This window comes from Paenibacillus sp. FSL H8-0122, from assembly GCF_038005345.1.
Lineage (GTDB): Bacteria > Bacillota > Bacilli > Paenibacillales > Paenibacillaceae > Paenibacillus_AQ.
The window spans coordinates 6,555,161-6,571,881 of record NZ_JBBOTB010000001.1 but is presented as its reverse complement, the minus strand read 5'-3'; the positions used below and the strand labels follow the sequence as shown (position 1 = coordinate 6,571,881).

Annotated in this window: 11 protein-coding genes, 10 tRNA genes, 3 rRNA genes and 1 other RNA gene; all 25 read left to right on the top strand. The window is 51.9% G+C overall.

Going from position 1 to position 16,721, the window contains the following annotated elements:
* Positions 1–226 precede the first annotated feature (226 nt).
* The 25 genes from NSS64_RS28060 (at position 227) to NSS64_RS27940 (ending at position 16,691) form a co-directional block, all read left to right on the top strand.
* A complete protein-coding gene (locus NSS64_RS28060; protein ID WP_340945658.1) occupies positions 227–613 on the top strand; it encodes a response regulator in 387 nt (128 codons plus the stop codon).
* 205 nt (positions 614–818) lie between these two features.
* A complete protein-coding gene (gene fba / locus NSS64_RS28055; RefSeq protein ID WP_036724454.1) occupies positions 819–1,673 on the top strand; it encodes a class II fructose-1,6-bisphosphate aldolase in 855 nt (284 codons plus the stop codon).
* A 198-nt stretch (positions 1,674–1,871) separates the two neighbouring features.
* Positions 1,872–3,125, top strand: coding sequence for a UDP-N-acetylglucosamine 1-carboxyvinyltransferase (locus NSS64_RS28050; RefSeq protein WP_340945656.1), 1,254 nt, complete (start codon positions 1,872–1,874; stop codon positions 3,123–3,125).
* Positions 3,126–3,270: 145 nt separating this feature from the next.
* Positions 3,271–4,629 (top strand): transcription termination factor Rho, encoded by a 1,359-nt coding sequence (rho, locus tag NSS64_RS28045; protein ID WP_076162080.1) that lies wholly within the window; start codon positions 3,271–3,273, stop codon positions 4,627–4,629.
* 25 nt (positions 4,630–4,654) lie between these two features.
* On the top strand, positions 4,655–5,932 hold the full coding sequence (locus NSS64_RS28040) for a radical SAM protein (RefSeq protein ID WP_340995259.1): 1,278 nt from the start codon (positions 4,655–4,657) through the stop codon (positions 5,930–5,932).
* 126 nt (positions 5,933–6,058) lie between these two features.
* The gene (gene rpmE, locus NSS64_RS28035; protein ID WP_036724459.1) at positions 6,059–6,256 is read left to right on the top strand and encodes a 50S ribosomal protein L31; all 198 of its coding nucleotides are present in this window, start codon (positions 6,059–6,061) and stop codon (positions 6,254–6,256) included.
* A 47-nt stretch (positions 6,257–6,303) separates the two neighbouring features.
* An RNA gene (gene ffs, locus NSS64_RS28030) (signal recognition particle sRNA large type) lies at positions 6,304–6,572 on the top strand.
* Between the two features lie 265 nt (positions 6,573–6,837).
* Positions 6,838–8,556 carry a DNA polymerase III subunit gamma/tau gene (dnaX, locus tag NSS64_RS28025; RefSeq protein ID WP_445667859.1) on the top strand — a complete coding sequence of 573 codons (1,719 nt, stop codon included), beginning with the start codon at positions 6,838–6,840 and terminating at the stop codon, positions 8,554–8,556.
* A 49-nt stretch (positions 8,557–8,605) separates the two neighbouring features.
* Positions 8,606–8,917: a YbaB/EbfC family nucleoid-associated protein gene (locus NSS64_RS28020; protein ID WP_036698884.1), complete on the top strand. Its 312-nt coding sequence runs from the start codon at positions 8,606–8,608 to the stop codon at positions 8,915–8,917.
* A gap of 36 nt (positions 8,918–8,953) precedes the next feature.
* Positions 8,954–9,553, top strand: coding sequence for a recombination mediator RecR (gene recR, locus NSS64_RS28015; RefSeq protein ID WP_036698882.1), 600 nt, complete (start codon positions 8,954–8,956; stop codon positions 9,551–9,553).
* A 263-nt stretch (positions 9,554–9,816) separates the two neighbouring features.
* A complete protein-coding gene (locus NSS64_RS28010) occupies positions 9,817–10,023 on the top strand; it encodes a DUF2508 family protein (RefSeq protein WP_445322093.1) in 207 nt (68 codons plus the stop codon).
* A 28-nt stretch (positions 10,024–10,051) separates the two neighbouring features.
* The gene (locus tag NSS64_RS28005; protein ID WP_076084856.1) at positions 10,052–10,318 is read left to right on the top strand and encodes a pro-sigmaK processing inhibitor BofA family protein; all 267 of its coding nucleotides are present in this window, start codon (positions 10,052–10,054) and stop codon (positions 10,316–10,318) included.
* A gap of 306 nt (positions 10,319–10,624) precedes the next feature.
* Positions 10,625–12,185 (top strand): 16S ribosomal RNA (locus tag NSS64_RS28000).
* A 124-nt stretch (positions 12,186–12,309) separates the two neighbouring features.
* Positions 12,310–12,426 (top strand): 5S ribosomal RNA (rrf, locus tag NSS64_RS27995).
* A 47-nt stretch (positions 12,427–12,473) separates the two neighbouring features.
* A tRNA-Ile gene (locus tag NSS64_RS27990) sits at positions 12,474–12,550 on the top strand.
* 96 nt (positions 12,551–12,646) lie between these two features.
* A tRNA-Ala gene (locus NSS64_RS27985) sits at positions 12,647–12,722 on the top strand.
* 204 nt (positions 12,723–12,926) lie between these two features.
* Positions 12,927–15,853, top strand: a 23S ribosomal RNA gene (locus tag NSS64_RS27980).
* The 16S, 23S and 5S rRNA genes sit together here with 10 tRNA genes alongside, the layout of an rRNA operon.
* An 82-nt stretch (positions 15,854–15,935) precedes the next feature.
* Positions 15,936–16,027, top strand: a tRNA-Ser gene (locus NSS64_RS27975).
* 24 nt (positions 16,028–16,051) lie between these two features.
* Positions 16,052–16,128 (top strand) — tRNA-Met (locus NSS64_RS27970).
* Between the two features lie 9 nt (positions 16,129–16,137).
* Positions 16,138–16,213, top strand: a tRNA-Val gene (locus NSS64_RS27965).
* A 33-nt stretch (positions 16,214–16,246) separates the two neighbouring features.
* Positions 16,247–16,322: transfer RNA gene (locus NSS64_RS27960), tRNA-Thr, on the top strand.
* A gap of 18 nt (positions 16,323–16,340) precedes the next feature.
* Positions 16,341–16,418, top strand: a tRNA-Asp gene (locus NSS64_RS27955).
* A 26-nt stretch (positions 16,419–16,444) separates the two neighbouring features.
* Positions 16,445–16,520: transfer RNA gene (locus NSS64_RS27950), tRNA-Phe, on the top strand.
* Between the two features lie 4 nt (positions 16,521–16,524).
* Positions 16,525–16,607: transfer RNA gene (locus tag NSS64_RS27945), tRNA-Tyr, on the top strand.
* Positions 16,608–16,618: 11 nt separating this feature from the next.
* Positions 16,619–16,691, top strand: a tRNA-Lys gene (locus NSS64_RS27940).
* Positions 16,692–16,721: the final 30 nt, after the last annotated feature.

The window sequence follows — 16,721 nt, the reverse complement described above, 5'->3', positions numbered from 1 at the left end:
ACCTCCTTTGCATAATAGCTCCCGGAATGCAAGGGGACTGTATTCCCGCTTTTTCACCGGAATTCCTCCTTTATATGGCATAGATTTACGCATTTTAGCCAATTAGCAGGATTTTGGCTGCAAAGCACGAATAATAGGTTTCGTATAGACTAAGTTGAAGCGGGGCCGTTAGCTGTTGAGAGGGCGCGGTATGGACAATCTGCCTTAAACTCTGGGAGGGTAACGTATGGAAAAGAAAAAAGTGTTAATCGTCGACGATCAGAATGGAATCCGGATTCTTCTCATGGAAGTATTCAATAGTGAAGGTTATGCCACCTTTCAGGCAGCTAACGGGAAATTGGCGCTGGACATTGTCAGGAACGAATCGCCGGATATGGTTTTGCTGGATATGAAAATTCCGGGGATGGACGGACTCGAGATTCTCAAGCATCTGAAGGAGCTTAATCCGGCGATCAAGGTCATTATGATGACGGCCTACGGAGAACTGGACATGATTAAGGAAGCGACCAAGCTGGGGGCCCTGATGCATTTTACCAAGCCGTTTGATATTGATGAGATGCGCGTTGCCGTCAATATGCATCTGCACAACAAGTCGATTGACCAATGCAGCTAGCTTAGAAGTTTATAGTTTGGGGACGTCCTGTTATGGATACGCTAAATGAGAAAATAGTCCGCCGGCAAAGGGTTGGCCGAATATCGTCCCACCGGGACATTTTTTTGTGTATCCTATTTAGTATTTAACACAGGATGTGCTATAATAGGCCTGTATGTGATGTCGGCTTATATAAGCAACCCAATATTTTAGGAGGATTGAAACCATGCCATTAGTATCTATGACAGACATGTTGACCAAAGCACTTGAAGGAAAATATGCAGTTGGCCAGTTCAACATCAATAACCTGGAGTGGACGCAAGCGATTCTTGGTGCAGCAGAAGAAGAGAAGTCACCGGTAATCCTTGGCGTATCCGAAGGCGCAGCCCGTCACATGGGCGGCTTTTACACAGTAGTTAAGATGGTTGAAGGTCTTATTCATGACATGAAAATCACCGTTCCTGTAGCCATCCACTTGGACCACGGTTCAAGCTTTGACAAATGTAAAGAAGCTATCGATGCCGGATTTACTTCCGTAATGATCGACGGCTCCCACCACCCGATTGATCATAACATTGAGATGACCAAGAAGGTTGTTGACTATGCTCACGCTAAAGGTGTTTCTGTAGAAGCAGAAGTTGGTACTGTAGGCGGACAGGAAGATGACGTTATCGGCGGCATCCAATACGCTGACCTTAACGAATGCGTACGCATTGTTAAAGAAACAGGCATTGACACTCTGGCTCCTGCACTGGGTTCCGTACACGGTCCTTACCTGGGCGAACCAAACCTTGGATTCAAGGAAATGGAAGAAATCCGCGATGCAGTTAACCTTCCGCTTGTACTTCACGGCGGAACTGGTATCCCGGTACATGACATTCAGAAATCCATCTCCCTGGGTACTTCCAAGATCAACGTTAACACTGAGAACCAAATCGCGTTCGCTAAGGTTGTCCGCGAAGTTCTTGCTGCTAAGCCGGATGCTTACGATCCGCGTACATTCATCGCACCAGGCCGCGATGCTATCAAGCAGACTGTTATCGGCAAAATCCGCGAATTCGGATCCAGCAACAAAGCCTAATTATTACCCTGCCGCATAACGTTTTTTCCGCACAAGCTATTTCGTTTTCCTCAGAAACGGGTGCCGTCCTTCAGGTAAGGACGGCGCAGCCGTTTCTTCTTCTAATCACCAATCACAAGCAGTCCTTATGTCACCTTAAGCCACAACTGGTATTGCCACAACAAGCTGCAATACACGTAGGGGGAACCAGATAAATTTATGGAAAAATTAATGATTGGCGGCGGACGTCCGCTAGAGGGCGTTGTTACCATCAGCGGAGCAAAGAATAGCGCCATTGCGCTTATTCCTGCAGCAATTTTGGCGGAGTCTGAAGTTGTGCTGGATAATTTGCCTGCGCTTAGTGATGTTGCCGTTTACTCCGAAATTCTGGAGGAGCTTGGCGCGAGCGTGTCTTGGACAGGCAGCCAAATGAGAATTAATCCCTCCCGTATCGTATCCATTCCCATGCCTAACGGACCGGTGAAGAAGCTCCGGGCCTCTTATTATATGATGGGCGCACTTTTGGGCCGGTTTAAGGAAGCGACCATTGGATTACCCGGCGGCTGTAATTTTGAGCCCCGTCCGATTGACCAGCATATCAAAGGCTTTGAGGCGCTTGGTGCGACTGTTACCAATGACCATGGCTCGATTCACCTGTATGCCAAAGAACTGCGCGGTGCCAAGATCTATCTGGATGTATCCAGTGTCGGCGCCACTATTAACATTATGCTCGCGGCCTCCCGTGCCAAAGGCTCTACAATTATTGAAAATGCGGCTAAAGAGCCTGAGATTATAGATGTAGCTACCCTGCTCAACTCCATGGGCGCTGTTATTAAGGGTGCCGGAACCGAAACAATCCGGATTGAAGGCGTAGACGAAATGCACGGCTGCCGCCATTCGATCATTCCTGACCGTATTCAGGCTGGAACTTACATGATTGCCGCAGCGGCTACGCGGGGCAATGTCTTAATTGATAACGTGATTCCCAAGCATCTGGAGGCGCTCACTGCCAAGCTGCTGGAAATGGGAGTTGACATAGAAGAACTGGATGAGAGTATCCGGGTGATCGGCAAGGCCAAGTATCAGCACGCGGATGTCAAGGCGCTGATCTATCCCGGTTTCGCGACTGATCTGCAATCGCCAATGACGAGCATGCTGACTCAGGCTGAAGGCGTTAGCGTCCTGAGCGATTTCGTCTACAGCAACCGGTTCAAGCATGTTCCTGAATTGGTCCGCATGGGCGCTAAGATTCGTGTAGAAGGACGTTCCGCAATCATTGAAGGCGGGCCGCTCAATGCAGCTAAGGTGAAGGCTGCCGACCTCCGTGCAGGCGCAGCATTGGTGATTGCCGGTCTGACTGTTGAAGAAGGCATCACCGAAGTGACAGGTGTAGAGTATATTGACCGCGGTTATGACAACCTCGTAAGTAATCTTCGCAGTTTGGGAGCCGATGTCTGGCGCGAGAACGAATAATGAGAATACCCGGATTGGCAAGGGCAGAAATTGGCTGTTAAATGCATATCTCCTTCCAATTCGGGTAATCCTATCCTAATAAGCATTTTCATAGACTCATAGTTTAGAACTCATCATACACAAATTGAATAGGTGGTTATAGCACATGGATCTTCAAATTTCCGATCTGGAAGAAATGAAGCTTACCGATCTGTATAAGCTTGCCAAGAAATACCAGATTCCTTATTACGGAACGCTTAAGAAGCGGGAGTTAATCTTCGCTATTCTTAGAGCACAGGCAGAGCAGAGCGGTCTAATGTTTATGGAAGGCGTGCTTGAGATTCTGCCGGAAGGCTATGGCTTCCTTCGGCCGATTAACTACTTGCCTAGTGCAGAGGATATCTATATCTCCGCATCGCAGATCCGCAAGTTCGACCTTAGAAGCGGTGACCTGGTCTCCGGGAAATGCCGGACGCCGAAGGAGAACGAACGCTATTTCGGACTCTTGCAGGTGAATGCCGTCAACGGCGAGAATCCGGCAACTGCAGCTGAACGGTTACATTTTCCGGCGCTTACGCCGCTTTATCCGCAAGATAAGCTGCCGCTCGAAACATCCCCAACCCATTTATCGACCCGTATCATGGATTTGCTTGCTCCTGTAGGACTGGGGCAGCGCGGTTTGATTGTAGCACCTCCCAAAGCAGGGAAGACGCTCCTCCTCAAAGAAATTGCCAACAGTATCTCTACGAACAATCCCGAGATTGCACTGTTTGTTCTGCTGATCGATGAACGTCCCGAGGAAGTAACGGATATGCAGCGTTCGGTTAAAGGTGAGGTAGTGGCTTCGACATTTGACGAGCTGCCGGAGAACCATATTAAAGTGGCAGAGCTTGTCTTGCAGCGCGCGCTGCGTCTGGTAGAGCACAAGAAGGATGTCGTTATTCTGCTGGATAGCATCACCCGTCTTGCCCGCGCCTACAATCTCGTAGTTCCGCCATCCGGCCGGACACTTAGCGGAGGGATTGACCCTGCTGCGTTCCATCGGCCTAAGCGTTTCTTCGGTTCCGCACGTAACGTGGAGGAGGGCGGCAGCTTAACGATTCTTGCTACCGCACTGATTGATACCGGATCACGGATGGATGATATTATTTATGAGGAATTCAAGGGTACAGGGAACATGGAGCTCCATCTGGACCGTAAGCTGGCTGAACGCCGGATCTTCCCGGCAATTGATATCCGCCGTTCGGGTACACGCCGTGAAGAAGTATTGCTTAGTAAGGAAGAGCTGGATACCATCTGGTCGATCCGTAAAAATATGAATGAATCCTATGACTTCGTCGAAGGATTCCTGAAGAAGCTGCGTGACAGCAAGACGAATGCGGAGTTCCTGGCCTCCTTCGATGTAGCCGGAGGCAAGGATTCCTCGTCAGCAAGCGGTACGGCCAGCAAAGGCGGCACCTCGAACAGCGGCTCGTCCGCCCGCCGCACCACGCGTCCCAAGGCGCCTTCTGTGCCGACTACCTGAGAATAGATAACAAGAGGAGAATAACATGTATTTGGTATATGCCGACGAACAAGGAAACGTATATGATCATCCCGAGCTGTATGCCCTGGCCCGCAGTGGCGATATGATCGTTGAGATACTGGAGGAAGAGCTGGTTCCGCTGCCTGAGGGGGCCACGCTGGTCGGGCTCCCGAACACCCGGGCGATTGGGATGAATCCGGAGACCGGCGAGATGCTGCCCCTGCCGGCAGGTTCGCAGGCTGTCGGAGCCTTGCTGCCGCAGGGATACACCCGCCTGTGCCTTCCCGGTTACGTCAAGACAGACAAGACCTACAAGCTTCCGCTCTTCGGATATTCCGCTGTAGTATGGAAGGACGGCGGATTCTATGTGGCGGCTGATCTTACGGACGATCCGGAGCAGTGGAACCCGCTTAACTGTGACCGGGACGATGTGAAGACCGGTGTGGGCGAACTGACTGCCAAGTACCCGGAGAACCGTCTGTATAATCACTTGTCCAACTGCGCGCTGGAGTATGAATGCTTAACCTCGTCCAATACCTTCCTCGGCCGCTGGGAAGGCGCTGTTCCTGTCTCCTACTCCTGCAACGCCGGTTGCTTCGGTTGTATCTCTGAACAGCCCGATGACAGCGGGTTTGTGTCCCCGCAGACACGGATGAACTTCCGTCCGGCAGTGAACGAAGTATCGCAAGTGATGCTGGAGCACCTGAAGACGCCGGAATCCATTGTCAGCTTTGGACAGGGCTGTGAAGGTGAGCCTTCTACGCAGGCGAAGCTGATTATTGAATCTATCCGTGAAGTCCGGTCCATTACCGATATGGGCTATATCAATATCAACACCAATGCCGGCTTAAGCGATCATATCCGCGGCATTGTCGATGCCGGTCTTGATCTGATGCGGGTTAGCACCATCAGCGCGCTGGATGATCATTATAACGCCTATTACAAGCCTCGCGGGTATACGCTGGCTAACGTGGAGAAGTCGCTGAAGTACGCTGCCTCACAAGGCGTATACACCTCCATTAACTATTTGATTTTCCCGGGGGTTACAGACCGTGAGGAAGAGATTGAAGCAATGGTGGAGTTCGTGAGACGTACAGATCTTAAGCTCATTCAGATGCGTAATCTCAATATTGACCCGGAGAGCTATCTGGAGCTTATTCCCCCTGCACGGGGAGAGATCCTTGGCATGAAGACCATGCTCGAGATCTTCCGTGAGGAGCTTCCGGAGGTTGTGATCGGCTCCTTCACCCATGTTCCCCCTGCTGAGCTTGCCCGTGCCAAGCGGCGCGGAGTGCAGCTCTAGGCCTTAGGTTTTTTAAGAACGGCTGGCCTATTGCAGAGCCTGGGCTTCACATGCTAGAATGTAGCTTGCGTAATCATATAACTCTAGGCCCGCATGAGGCTTAGGGCGTGAGAGGTGAGATTTCATATGCAAACAACCATTCAACCCAAGTACAATGTAACGAAGGTAACCTGCGCTTGCGGCAACACGTTTGAAGCCGGTTCGACAGTTCAGGAGCTTCGCGTCGAAATTTGCTCAAGCTGTCACCCGTTCTTCACCGGTAAGCAGAAGTTCCTGGATGCCGGCGGCCGTGTGGACAGATTCAAGAAGAAATACGGTGTCTAATATTGCATAGTTGATTTTTGCCTGTCCGTAAGCTATACTTATCTTCGCCGTGCTAGACGGGGAGGTAGCGGTGCCCTGTAACTCGCAATCCGCTGTAGCGAGGTTGAATTCCTGTTAGAGGTGCTGTCGATGTGAGGCCTTGGTTCCTATGGGCTGTGTTGACGGTTGGGTCCTCCGCAATGAGTGCTTGTGAACCTGGTCAGGTCCGGAAGGAAGCAGCCATAAGCGAGTTTGCTCTTGTGCCGGAGGGTGGCCTAGCCCGAGCAGTTTTGTAGGGTTACCGCTTGGATCGCAGCCATCAATAACAGGTGCACGGTTTAAATAAGGATGATGATAGCGTCTTTGCTACAAGCAAAGATGCTTTTTGTTTTTCTGCGTATCCCAGGCAATGAGATATTATTCCCGCTCTGGCTCATATCCTCACCTTTCGGACGGTGAGCCGCTTCTGCTTGGTCAAAGACTTGGGAATATAGTATAATAAATTAGCGACAAATGCCGGAAAGCGGCAGCCTGAGAGAGGGTAATGCATAGTGGAACATATCGCGCTGTACCGTGCCTGGCGGCCGCAGTCGTTTCAAGATATGGTAGGGCAGCAGCATATTATCCAGACGCTGCAGAATGCGATCCGTGAACAGCGGGTTTCGCATGCCTATCTGTTCAGCGGACCGCGGGGAACCGGTAAGACGAGTGCGGCCAAGGTATTGGCCAAGGCAGTCAACTGCGAGCGGGGCCCGGGTCCTGAGCCCTGCAATGAGTGTCCGTCCTGCCTGCGGATTACGGCAGGCAACATCATGGACGTTCAGGAGATAGATGCGGCATCCAACCGGGGCGTTGAAGAGATTCGCGATCTGCGGGATAAGGTGAAATATGCACCTACCGAAGTACGCCGTAAAGTGTATATTATTGATGAAGTGCATATGCTGACAACAGAGGCTTTCAATGCCCTGCTGAAGACGCTCGAAGAGCCTCCGCAGCATGTGATGTTTATACTGGCGACTACCGAGCCGCACAAGCTGCCGGCTACGATTATCTCGCGTTGCCAGCGGTTTGACTTCCGCCGGGTCTCACTGGAGGAACAGACGGGCCGCCTGACCGAGATCTGCCAGAAGGAAGGCATTACAGCAGATGCAGATGCTCTCCAGTATATCGCCCGCCTGTCTGACGGGGGAATGCGGGATGCGCTCAGCATCCTGGATCAGATCTCATCCTTTACAGATGGGAATGTGACCTATCAGCAGGTGCTGGGAATGACCGGGGGCATCCCCTCCGAGCAGTTCGCGCGTCTGGCGAACGCTATTCTTGAGAGTGACATGGGGCAGCTGCTGGAGCTTGTGGAGCAGATGATGCATGAGGGTAAGAGCGCAGATAAGTGCCTTGAGAATCTTTTGTATTACTTCCGCGATTTACTGATGATCAAGATGGTGCCTGGAGCGGATCAGCTAACGGACCGCGTGCTGAATCCGGCAGATTTCCGCGATATGGCTAAGGCCTTTACCCGCGACCGCTTATTCCTGATTGTGGAGACGCTGAGCCGTTATCTGGGAGAGATGAAGTATGCTACACATCCGCAGACCATATTCGAGGTAGCGCTGATGAAGCTGTGCAGCGGTCCGCAGGAGGCTGCTGCTCCGTCTGTAGGCGATCCGGCAGTGAATGCAGCCGCGCCTGCAGCTGCGAATGGTTCTCCGCAGGTACAGTCCGGTGAGCTGGATCAGCTCAGAGCGCAGATTGCCGCGCTGGAGAAGAAGCTGGAGCAGGCTGTTCAAGCCGGCGGGGTTGCCGGCGGCGGGCGGGAGCAGGCGCCGCAGCGCACTGCCCCGCCAAGCGCTCCGCGCGTATCCTCGGCCTCTAAGCTTCCCCCGCAGCTGGATAAGTTTATTGCGGGTAAGGACAGTCCTGATTTTAACGCGGTCTATAAGCAGTGGAGTCTTGTTCTTCAGGGTGTGAAGGAAGAGAAGGTCACGGTACACGCGTGGTTTGTGGACGGTGAGCCGGTGGCGGTGATGGAAGATGCCGTGCTGGTTGCCTTCAAGAATACCATTCACCGGGATACTACCGAGAAGCCTGCAAACCGGCAGGTCATCGAGAACGTAATGAATGCCAAGCTGGGTAAGCCATTCCGGCTGGTAACGATGATGATGCGCGACTGGAATGAAGCTGCGACGAAATCCGCGGCTTCGGCCGGAACAGAGGAGCTGCGTCTGGAGCATGAGCACGAGAGCGGCGAAGGCAAGTCCGAACCATGGATTGATGAGGCGATCCAGCTCTTTGGAGAAGACCTTGTTGTCATAAAAGAATAAGGATTCAGCTATCAGCGCGAAGAAGCGCATCCCAAAGGAGAGATGATCTATGAATAATATGAACCAAATGATGAAGCAGGTTAAAAAAATGCAGGAGCAGATGCTCAAAGCCCAGGAAGAGCTGGGCAGCAAGACGATTGAAGGTTCTTCCGGCGGCGGCGTGGTTACCGTTCAGGTGAACGGACACAAGAAATTGCTGTCCATTCAGATCAAACCGGAGGTTGTTGATCCGGAGGATATCGAAATGCTGCAGGATCTGGTGATTACTGCTGTTAATGATGCTCTTACCCAGGCAGAAGAGTTGGCGAACAACGATATGGGTAAATTCACAGGCGGAATGAAGATTCCTGGCTTGTTCTAGGCTTACTCCACTCCCTGCCAAAGGAGAACCGATACTTTGTATTATCCAGAACCGCTAGCCAAGCTAATAGAAGCTTTTACACGTTTGCCCGGGATTGGTCCGAAGACAGCTGCCCGGCTGGCCTTTCATGTATTGAACATGAAGGAGGACGAGGTGATTGATTTCGCCAAAGCCCTGGTCAGCGTCAAGCGTAATCTTCATTATTGCTCGGTCTGCTGCAATATAACGGATACCGACCCGTGCCGGATCTGCCAGGACAAAACCCGCGATGCTTCGGTAATCTGTGTGGTTCAGGACTCGAAGGATCTGGTGGCTATCGAACGAACCAAGGAATTTGACGGCTATTATCATGTGCTCCAGGGTGCAATTTCGCCTATGGAAGGCATAGGGCCGGATGATATAAGGCTGAAGGAGCTGCTGACCAGACTCAGCGATGAGCGGGTGAAGGAGCTGATTATGGCTACCAACCCCAACATTGAAGGGGAAGCCACCGCCATGTATATCTCGCGTCTTGTCCGTCCCTTTGAGATCAAGATCACCAGGATAGCCCATGGCTTGCCTGTAGGCGGCGATCTTGAGTATGCGGATGAGGTAACCCTGTCGAAGGCGCTGGAAGGCCGTCGTGAGCTGTTCTGAGTGTTGTGCTGTTGTATTATAAGTGTAGGGAGCCCTCGGGCTCCTTTTTTGTTTCCCCGGAGAGCCGCTGATATTCTGCTAAAAGTTGTGCTAAGTCCCCTCTCCCGGTTCTAAGTTTGTCCCTATTCCGATATGTATGAGATTAACGGGTGTGAATCACCGGTTGCATCTGCAGTTATTCATATCTCTTAGGAGGGATTGCAATGGGTTGGTGGAGTGCCAAATGGCTGAGCGGAAATACGGGGAAGGAAAAGGCAGTGGAGATGGAAGAAGAATGGGGCGCGGTGTACCATGAGGTGCGTAAAGCCCAGTCTGAATGGGAGCGGGCCTATCTGATGTTTGATGAGGCTCTCGGCCAGGATCAGATTGACTATGCGATCTATATCCTGGAGGCGGCTGAGCGTAAATATCAGATACACCTTAAGGATGCCAAGCGGCTGGGGCTTAACCGGAGCCAGCTGCAAGTATGAACAGACTGAGTCAGCGAGGAGGAGAACGATGCTAAGAACTGTTGCAATGGGTGTGCTGATTATATCTGCAGCGCTGCTGGTCCTGATTGTATTCAGGAAAAGGCTGGGCTGGGCATGGCTGAGCGTATTTGGAACCCATCTTATATTGGCGGCGCTGGGGATTTATATCGTTAATTTCTCAGGAGTTGTAAGTGATCTGCACATTCCGCTTAACCCTACAACCATAGGTGCTGTAACCATTCTTGGGCTGCCGGGAGTGGCGCTGTTATTGGGATTAAAATTAACTTTGTTTTAGAGGTTGACGAAGGCTCCTGATTCATGATACATTAAGTCTCGGCCCTTTGGACAGGAGATCTTCGGATCACTTGCTGGAAGCTAAAGCAAAAAAAGAAATTAAAAAAACGCTTGACTGAAACAAGGGTGCTGTGATATATTATAAAGGTCGCTGCTGAGACAAACATCAACGACAAAAGATGAGACATTGATCTTTGAAAACTGAACAACGAGTGAGTGGGAAATCACTTCGGTGAGATCCAAAATTAGAGAATGTAATCATTCTCGTCAGATGTTTCAAAATGAGCAATCGCTCTTTCTAAATACCAATTTGGAGAGTTTGATCCTGGCTCAGGACGAACGCTGGCGGCGTGCCTAATACATGCAAGTCGAGCGGAGTCTGAAAGGAAGCTTGCTTCCTTTCAGACTTAGCGGCGGACGGGTGAGTAACACGTAGGCAACCTGCCCTCAAGCCTGGGATAACTACCGGAAACGGTAGCTAATACCGGATAATTTCTTTTTTCTCCTGAGGAGAGAATGAAAGGCGGAGCAATCTGCTGCTTGGGGATGGGCCTGCGGCGCATTAGCTAGTTGGTGGGGTAACGGCCCACCAAGGCGACGATGCGTAGCCGACCTGAGAGGGTGAACGGCCACACTGGGACTGAGACACGGCCCAGACTCCTACGGGAGGCAGCAGTAGGGAATCTTCCGCAATGGGCGCAAGCCTGACGGAGCAACGCCGCGTGAGTGATGAAGGTTTTCGGATCGTAAAGCTCTGTTGCCAGGGAAGAACGTCCGGTAGAGTAACTGCTACCGGAGTGACGGTACCTGAGAAGAAAGCCCCGGCTAACTACGTGCCAGCAGCCGCGGTAATACGTAGGGGGCAAGCGTTGTCCGGAATTATTGGGCGTAAAGCGCGCGCAGGCGGTTATTTAAGTCTGGTGTTTAAACCTTGGGCTCAACCTGAGGTCGCACTGGAAACTGGGTGACTTGAGTACAGAAGAGGAAAGTGGAATTCCACGTGTAGCGGTGAAATGCGTAGATATGTGGAGGAACACCAGTGGCGAAGGCGACTTTCTGGGCTGTAACTGACGCTGAGGCGCGAAAGCGTGGGGAGCAAACAGGATTAGATACCCTGGTAGTCCACGCCGTAAACGATGAGTGCTAGGTGTTAGGGGTTTCGATACCCTTGGTGCCGAAGTTAACACAGTAAGCACTCCGCCTGGGGAGTACGGTCGCAAGACTGAAACTCAAAGGAATTGACGGGGACCCGCACAAGCAGTGGAGTATGTGGTTTAATTCGAAGCAACGCGAAGAACCTTACCAGGTCTTGACATCCAACTAACGAAGCAGAGATGCATCAGGTGCCCTTCGGGGAAAGTTGAGACAGGTGGTGCATGGTTGTCGTCAGCTCGTGTCGTGAGATGTTGGGTTAAGTCCCGCAACGAGCGCAACCCTTGACTTTAGTTGCCAGCAGGTGAAGCTGGGCACTCTAGAGTGACTGCCGGTGACAAACCGGAGGAAGGTGGGGATGACGTCAAATCATCATGCCCCTTATGACCTGGGCTACACACGTACTACAATGGCCGGTACAACGGGAAGCGAAGCCGCGAGGTGGAGCCAATCCCAGCAAAGCCGGTCTCAGTTCGGATTGCAGGCTGCAACTCGCCTGCATGAAGTCGGAATTGCTAGTAATCGCGGATCAGCATGCCGCGGTGAATACGTTCCCGGGTCTTGTACACACCGCCCGTCACACCACGAGAGTTTACAACACCCGAAGTCGGTGGGGTAACCCGCAAGGGAGCCAGCCGCCGAAGGTGGGGTAGATGATTGGGGTGAAGTCGTAACAAGGTAGCCGTATCGGAAGGTGCGGCTGGATCACCTCCTTTCTATGGAGAATCGTTTCCTGCAACGGAAACATTCAAATCGGAAGCTTCGCTTCCACAATAGAACCTTCGGGTTCGGACACTCACTCGTGTTCAGTTTTGAAAGAGCAAGTCTCTTTCGTATGCGTTTGGTGGCGATAGCGGAGGGGTTCCACACGTACCCATCCCGAACACGACCGTTAAGCCCTCCAGCGCCGATGGTACTTGGACCGAAGGGTCCTGGGAGAGTAGGACGCCGCCAAGCGAACAATCAATTCATTGATTGCTTCACTACTGTATGTTTTGTTATATGGGCTTTTAGCTCAGTTGGTTAGAGCGCACCTCTGATAAGGGTGAGGTCGGTGGTTCGAGTCCACCAAGGCCCACCATATAACAATCTGAAATTGAATAGTAAGTACCGGGGTCCCCGAAAAGTAATCGGAATTAACCTCGAAGCTACACCTCGCTTTTTGGGGTGATTATATGGGGCCATAGCTCAGCTGGGAGAGCGCCTGCCTTGCAAGCAGGAGGTCAGCGGTTCGATCCCGCTTGGCTCCACCAAAACTTCTTTACAACAGTATATGCACATCGTCTGTTATTCCGAACATCACAGTCGTGATTGTTTTATAATAACAGCAACTTGATCCTTGAAAACTGGATACCGAAACGAATTTGCGTTTTAGAACATTCCTTTAAGCTGAACTTGTGTAAACAAGTTTTGAATTAATGGCGATGCTAAGCGGTTTTCCTTAGGGAAAACGCATTGGTTAAGCTACTAAGAGCACACGGAGGATGCCTAGGCGCCAGGAGCCGACGAAGGACGTGGCGAACAACGAAACTGCCTCGGGGAGCTGTAAGCAAGCTTTGATCCGGGGGTGTCCGAATGGGGAAACCCAGCTGTGGTAATTCGCAGTTACTCGTATCTGAATACATAGGATACGCAGAGGCAGACCAGGGGAACTGAAACATCTAAGTACCCTGAGGAAGAGAAAACAATAGTGATTCCGTCAGTAGCGGCGAGCGAACGCGGAACAGCCTAAACCAAGGGGCTTGCCTCTTGGGGTTGTGGGACGTCTCACATGGAGTTACAAAGGAATAGAGTAGGCGAAGAGGTCTGGAAAGGCCCGCGATAGAGGTAAAAGCCCTGTAGCCCAAACTGTGTTCTCTCCGAGACGGATCCCGAGTAGTGCGGGGCACGTGAAACCCCGTATGAATCCAGCAGGACCATCTGCTAAGGCTAAATACTACCTGGCGACCGATAGTGAAACAGTACCGTGAGGGAAAGGTGAAAAGCACCCCGGAAGGGGAGTGAAATAGAACCTGAAACCGTGTGCTTACAAAAAGTCAGAGCCCGATCTATGGGTGATGGCGTGCCTTTTGTAGAATGAACCGGCGAGTTACGTTTAACATGCAAGGTTAAGGTGAGAAGCCGGAGCCGCAGCGAAAGCGAGTCTGAATAGGGCGATTAAGTATGTGGACGTAGACCCGAAACCGTGTGATCTACCCCTGTCCAGGGTGAAGGTGCGGTAACACGCACTGGAGGCCCGAACCCACGCATGTTGAAAAATGCGGGGATGAGGTGGGGGTAGCGGAGAAATTCCAATCGAACTCGGAGATAGCTGGTTCTCCCCGAAATAGCTTTAGGGCTAGCCTCGGTGAATGGAGTGGTGGAGGTAGAGCACTGATTGGGTGCGGGGCCCGCAAGGGTTACCAAGCTCAGTCAAACTCCGAATGCCATTTACTTCTTGCCGGGAGTCAGACAGTGAGTGCTAAGATCCATTGTCAAAAGGGAAACAGCCCAGACCATCAGCTAAGGTCCCCAAGTGTGTGTTAAGTGGGAAAGGATGTGGAGTTGCACAGACAACCAGGATGTTGGCTTAGAAGCAGCCACCATTGAAAGAGTGCGTAATAGCTCACTGGTCGAGTGACTCTGCGCCGAAAATGTAACGGGGCTAAACACACCACCGAAGCTATGGCTAGATACGTATGTATCTGGGGTAGGGGAGCGTTGTATATACGTTGAAGGTGTACCGTAAGGAGCGCTGGAGAGTATACAAGTGAGAATGCCGGTATGAGTAACGAAAAGATCAGTGAGAATCTGATCCGCCGAAAGCCCAAGGTTTCCTGAGGAAGGCTCGTCCGCTCAGGGTAAGTCGGGACCTAAGGCGAGGCCGACAGGCGTAGTCGAAGGACAACAGTTTGAAATTACTGTACCACCGTAATCCGCTATGAGCGATGGGGTGACGCAGGAGGGTAGTGACGCGGACTGATGGATGTCCGTCTAAGCAGTGAGGCTGGTGTGTAGGCAAATCCGCACACCGTAAGGCTGGGCTGTGATGGGGAGCGAAAATTACAGTAGCGAAGGTCATGATCTCACACTGCCAAGAAAAGCCTCTAGTCAGGAGAAGGTGCCCGTACCGCAAACCGACACAGGTAGGCGAGAAGAGAATTCTAAGGCGCGCGGAAGAACTCTCGTTAAGGAACTCGGCAAAATGACCCCGTAACTTCGGGAGAAGGGGTGCCTCGGTAGGGTGAATAGCCCGAGGGGGCCGCAGTGAAAAGGCCCAAGCGACTGTTTAGCAAAAACACAGGTCTGTGCGAAGCCGCAAGGCGAAGTATACGGGCTGACGCCTGCCCGGTGCTGGAAGGTTAAGGGGAGCGGTTAGGAGCAATCCGAAGCTGTGAACCGAAGCCCCAGTAAACGGCGGCCGTAACTATAACGGTCCTAAGGTAGCGAAATTCCTTGTCAGGTAAATTCTGACCCGCACGAATGGCGTAACGACTTGGGCGCTGTCTCAACGAGAGATCCGGTGAAATTTTAATACCTGTGAAGATGCAGGTTACCCGCGACAAGACGGAAAGACCCCATGGAGCTTTACTGCAGCTTGATATTGAATTTGGGTACGATCTGTACAGGATAGGTGGGAGCCGTGGAGGCAGGAGCGCAAGCTTCTGCGGAGGCGCCGTTGGGATACCACCCTGATCGTATCTAGGTTCTAACCTGGTGCCCTTAGCGGGTACGGGGACCGTGTCAGGCGGGCAGTTTGACTGGGGCGGTCGCCTCCTAAAGAGTAACGGAGGCGTTCAAAGGTTCCCTCAGAATGGTTGGAAATCATTCGCAGAGTGCAAAGGCATAAGGGAGCTTGACTGCGAGACCTACAAGTCGAGCAGGGACGAAAGTCGGACTTAGTGATCCGGTGGTACCGCATGGAAGGGCCATCGCTCAACGGATAAAAGCTACCCTGGGGATAACAGGCTTATCTCCCCCAAGAGTCCACATCGACGGGGAGGTTTGGCACCTCGATGTCGGCTCATCGCATCCTGGGGCTGAAGTAGGTCCCAAGGGTTGGGCTGTTCGCCCATTAAAGCGGTACGCGAGCTGGGTTCAGAACGTCGTGAGACAGTTCGGTCCCTATCTGTCGTGGGCGCAGGAAATTTGAGAGGAGCTGTCCTTAGTACGAGAGGACCGGGATGGACGTACCGCTGGTGCATCAGTTGTTCCGCCAGGAGCATGGCTGAGTAGCTACGTACGGACGGGATAAGCGCTGAAAGCATCTAAGCGTGAAGCCCCCCTCAAGATGAGATTTCCCAATTAGTAAGACCCCTTGAAGACGACGAGGTAGATAGGTTGGAGGTGGAAGTGCAGCAATGCATGGAGCTGACCAATACTAATCGGTCGAGGGCTTATCCAAACACACTAACACACAAATTCGTTTTGGATTCAGTTTTCAGGAATCAATTTCCTGTGCGGATTTACATGGCTACCATTAATTTGGAGAGATACCCAAGTGGCTATAAGGGGACCCTCTGCTAAGGGGTTAGACTGCGTAAGCGGTGCGAGGGTTCGAATCCCTCTCTCTCCGCCATTATAAATCCAATACTTGTAGTGTGGCGGCGTAGCTCAGCTGGCTAGAGCGTACGGTTCATACCCGTGAGGTCGGGGGTTCGATCCCCTCTGCCGCTACCATACATACCCGGAGGCTTAGCTCAGCTGGGAGAGCATCTGCCTTACAAGCAGAGGGTCGGGGGTTCGAACCCCTCAGCCTCCACCATTTTTATGTTCGAATTGTATTGCCTTACACCGTGCCGGTGTAGCTCAACTGGTAGAGCAACTGACTTGTAATCAGTAGGTTGGGGGTTCAAGTCCTCTCGCCGGCACCATTTTTTACAATAAATTGTGGAACCGTGGTGTAGTTGGCCTAACATGCCTGCCTGTCACGCAGGAGATCGCGGGTTCGAATCCCGTCGGTTCCGCCATTTTTTTGTTTTTAGGTTTTTTTTATGGCTCGGTAGCTCAGTCGGTAGAGCAAAGGACTGAAAATCCTTGTGTCGGGGGTTCGATTCCCTCCCGCGCCACCATCATGGAGGCTTAGCGAAGTGGCCAAACGCATCAGACTGTAAATCTGCTCACGTACGTGTTCGGTGGTTCGAATCCATCAGCCTCCATCCCTTTTTAGGAGCCATTAGCTCAGTTGGTAGAGCACCTGACTTTTAATCAGGGTGTCGAAGGTTCGAGTCCTTCATGGCTCATCTTAAGTCAAACGGTCATCACTTTAGGGT

Bases quoted from the DNA above. Each gene is read 5' to 3' on its own strand.
- NSS64_RS28050 (WP_340945656.1), top strand. From the start codon at position 1,872: ATGGAAAAATTAATGATTGGCGGCGGACGTCCGCTAGAGGGCGTTGTT.
- NSS64_RS28060 (WP_340945658.1), top strand. From the start codon at position 227: ATGGAAAAGAAAAAAGTGTTAATCGTCGACGATCAGAATGGAATCCGG.
- NSS64_RS28010 (WP_445322093.1), top strand. From the start codon at position 9,817: ATGGAAGAAGAATGGGGCGCGGTGTACCATGAGGTGCGTAAAGCCCAG.
- NSS64_RS28020 (WP_036698884.1), top strand. From the start codon at position 8,606: ATGAATAATATGAACCAAATGATGAAGCAGGTTAAAAAAATGCAGGAG.
- fba (WP_036724454.1), top strand. From the start codon at position 819: ATGCCATTAGTATCTATGACAGACATGTTGACCAAAGCACTTGAAGGA.
- dnaX (WP_445667859.1), top strand. From the start codon at position 6,838: ATGGTAGGGCAGCAGCATATTATCCAGACGCTGCAGAATGCGATCCGT.
- NSS64_RS28005 (WP_076084856.1), top strand. From the start codon at position 10,052: ATGCTAAGAACTGTTGCAATGGGTGTGCTGATTATATCTGCAGCGCTG.
- rho (WP_076162080.1), top strand. From the start codon at position 3,271: ATGGATCTTCAAATTTCCGATCTGGAAGAAATGAAGCTTACCGATCTG.
- rpmE (WP_036724459.1), top strand. From the start codon at position 6,059: ATGCAAACAACCATTCAACCCAAGTACAATGTAACGAAGGTAACCTGC.
- NSS64_RS28040 (WP_340995259.1), top strand. From the start codon at position 4,655: ATGTATTTGGTATATGCCGACGAACAAGGAAACGTATATGATCATCCC.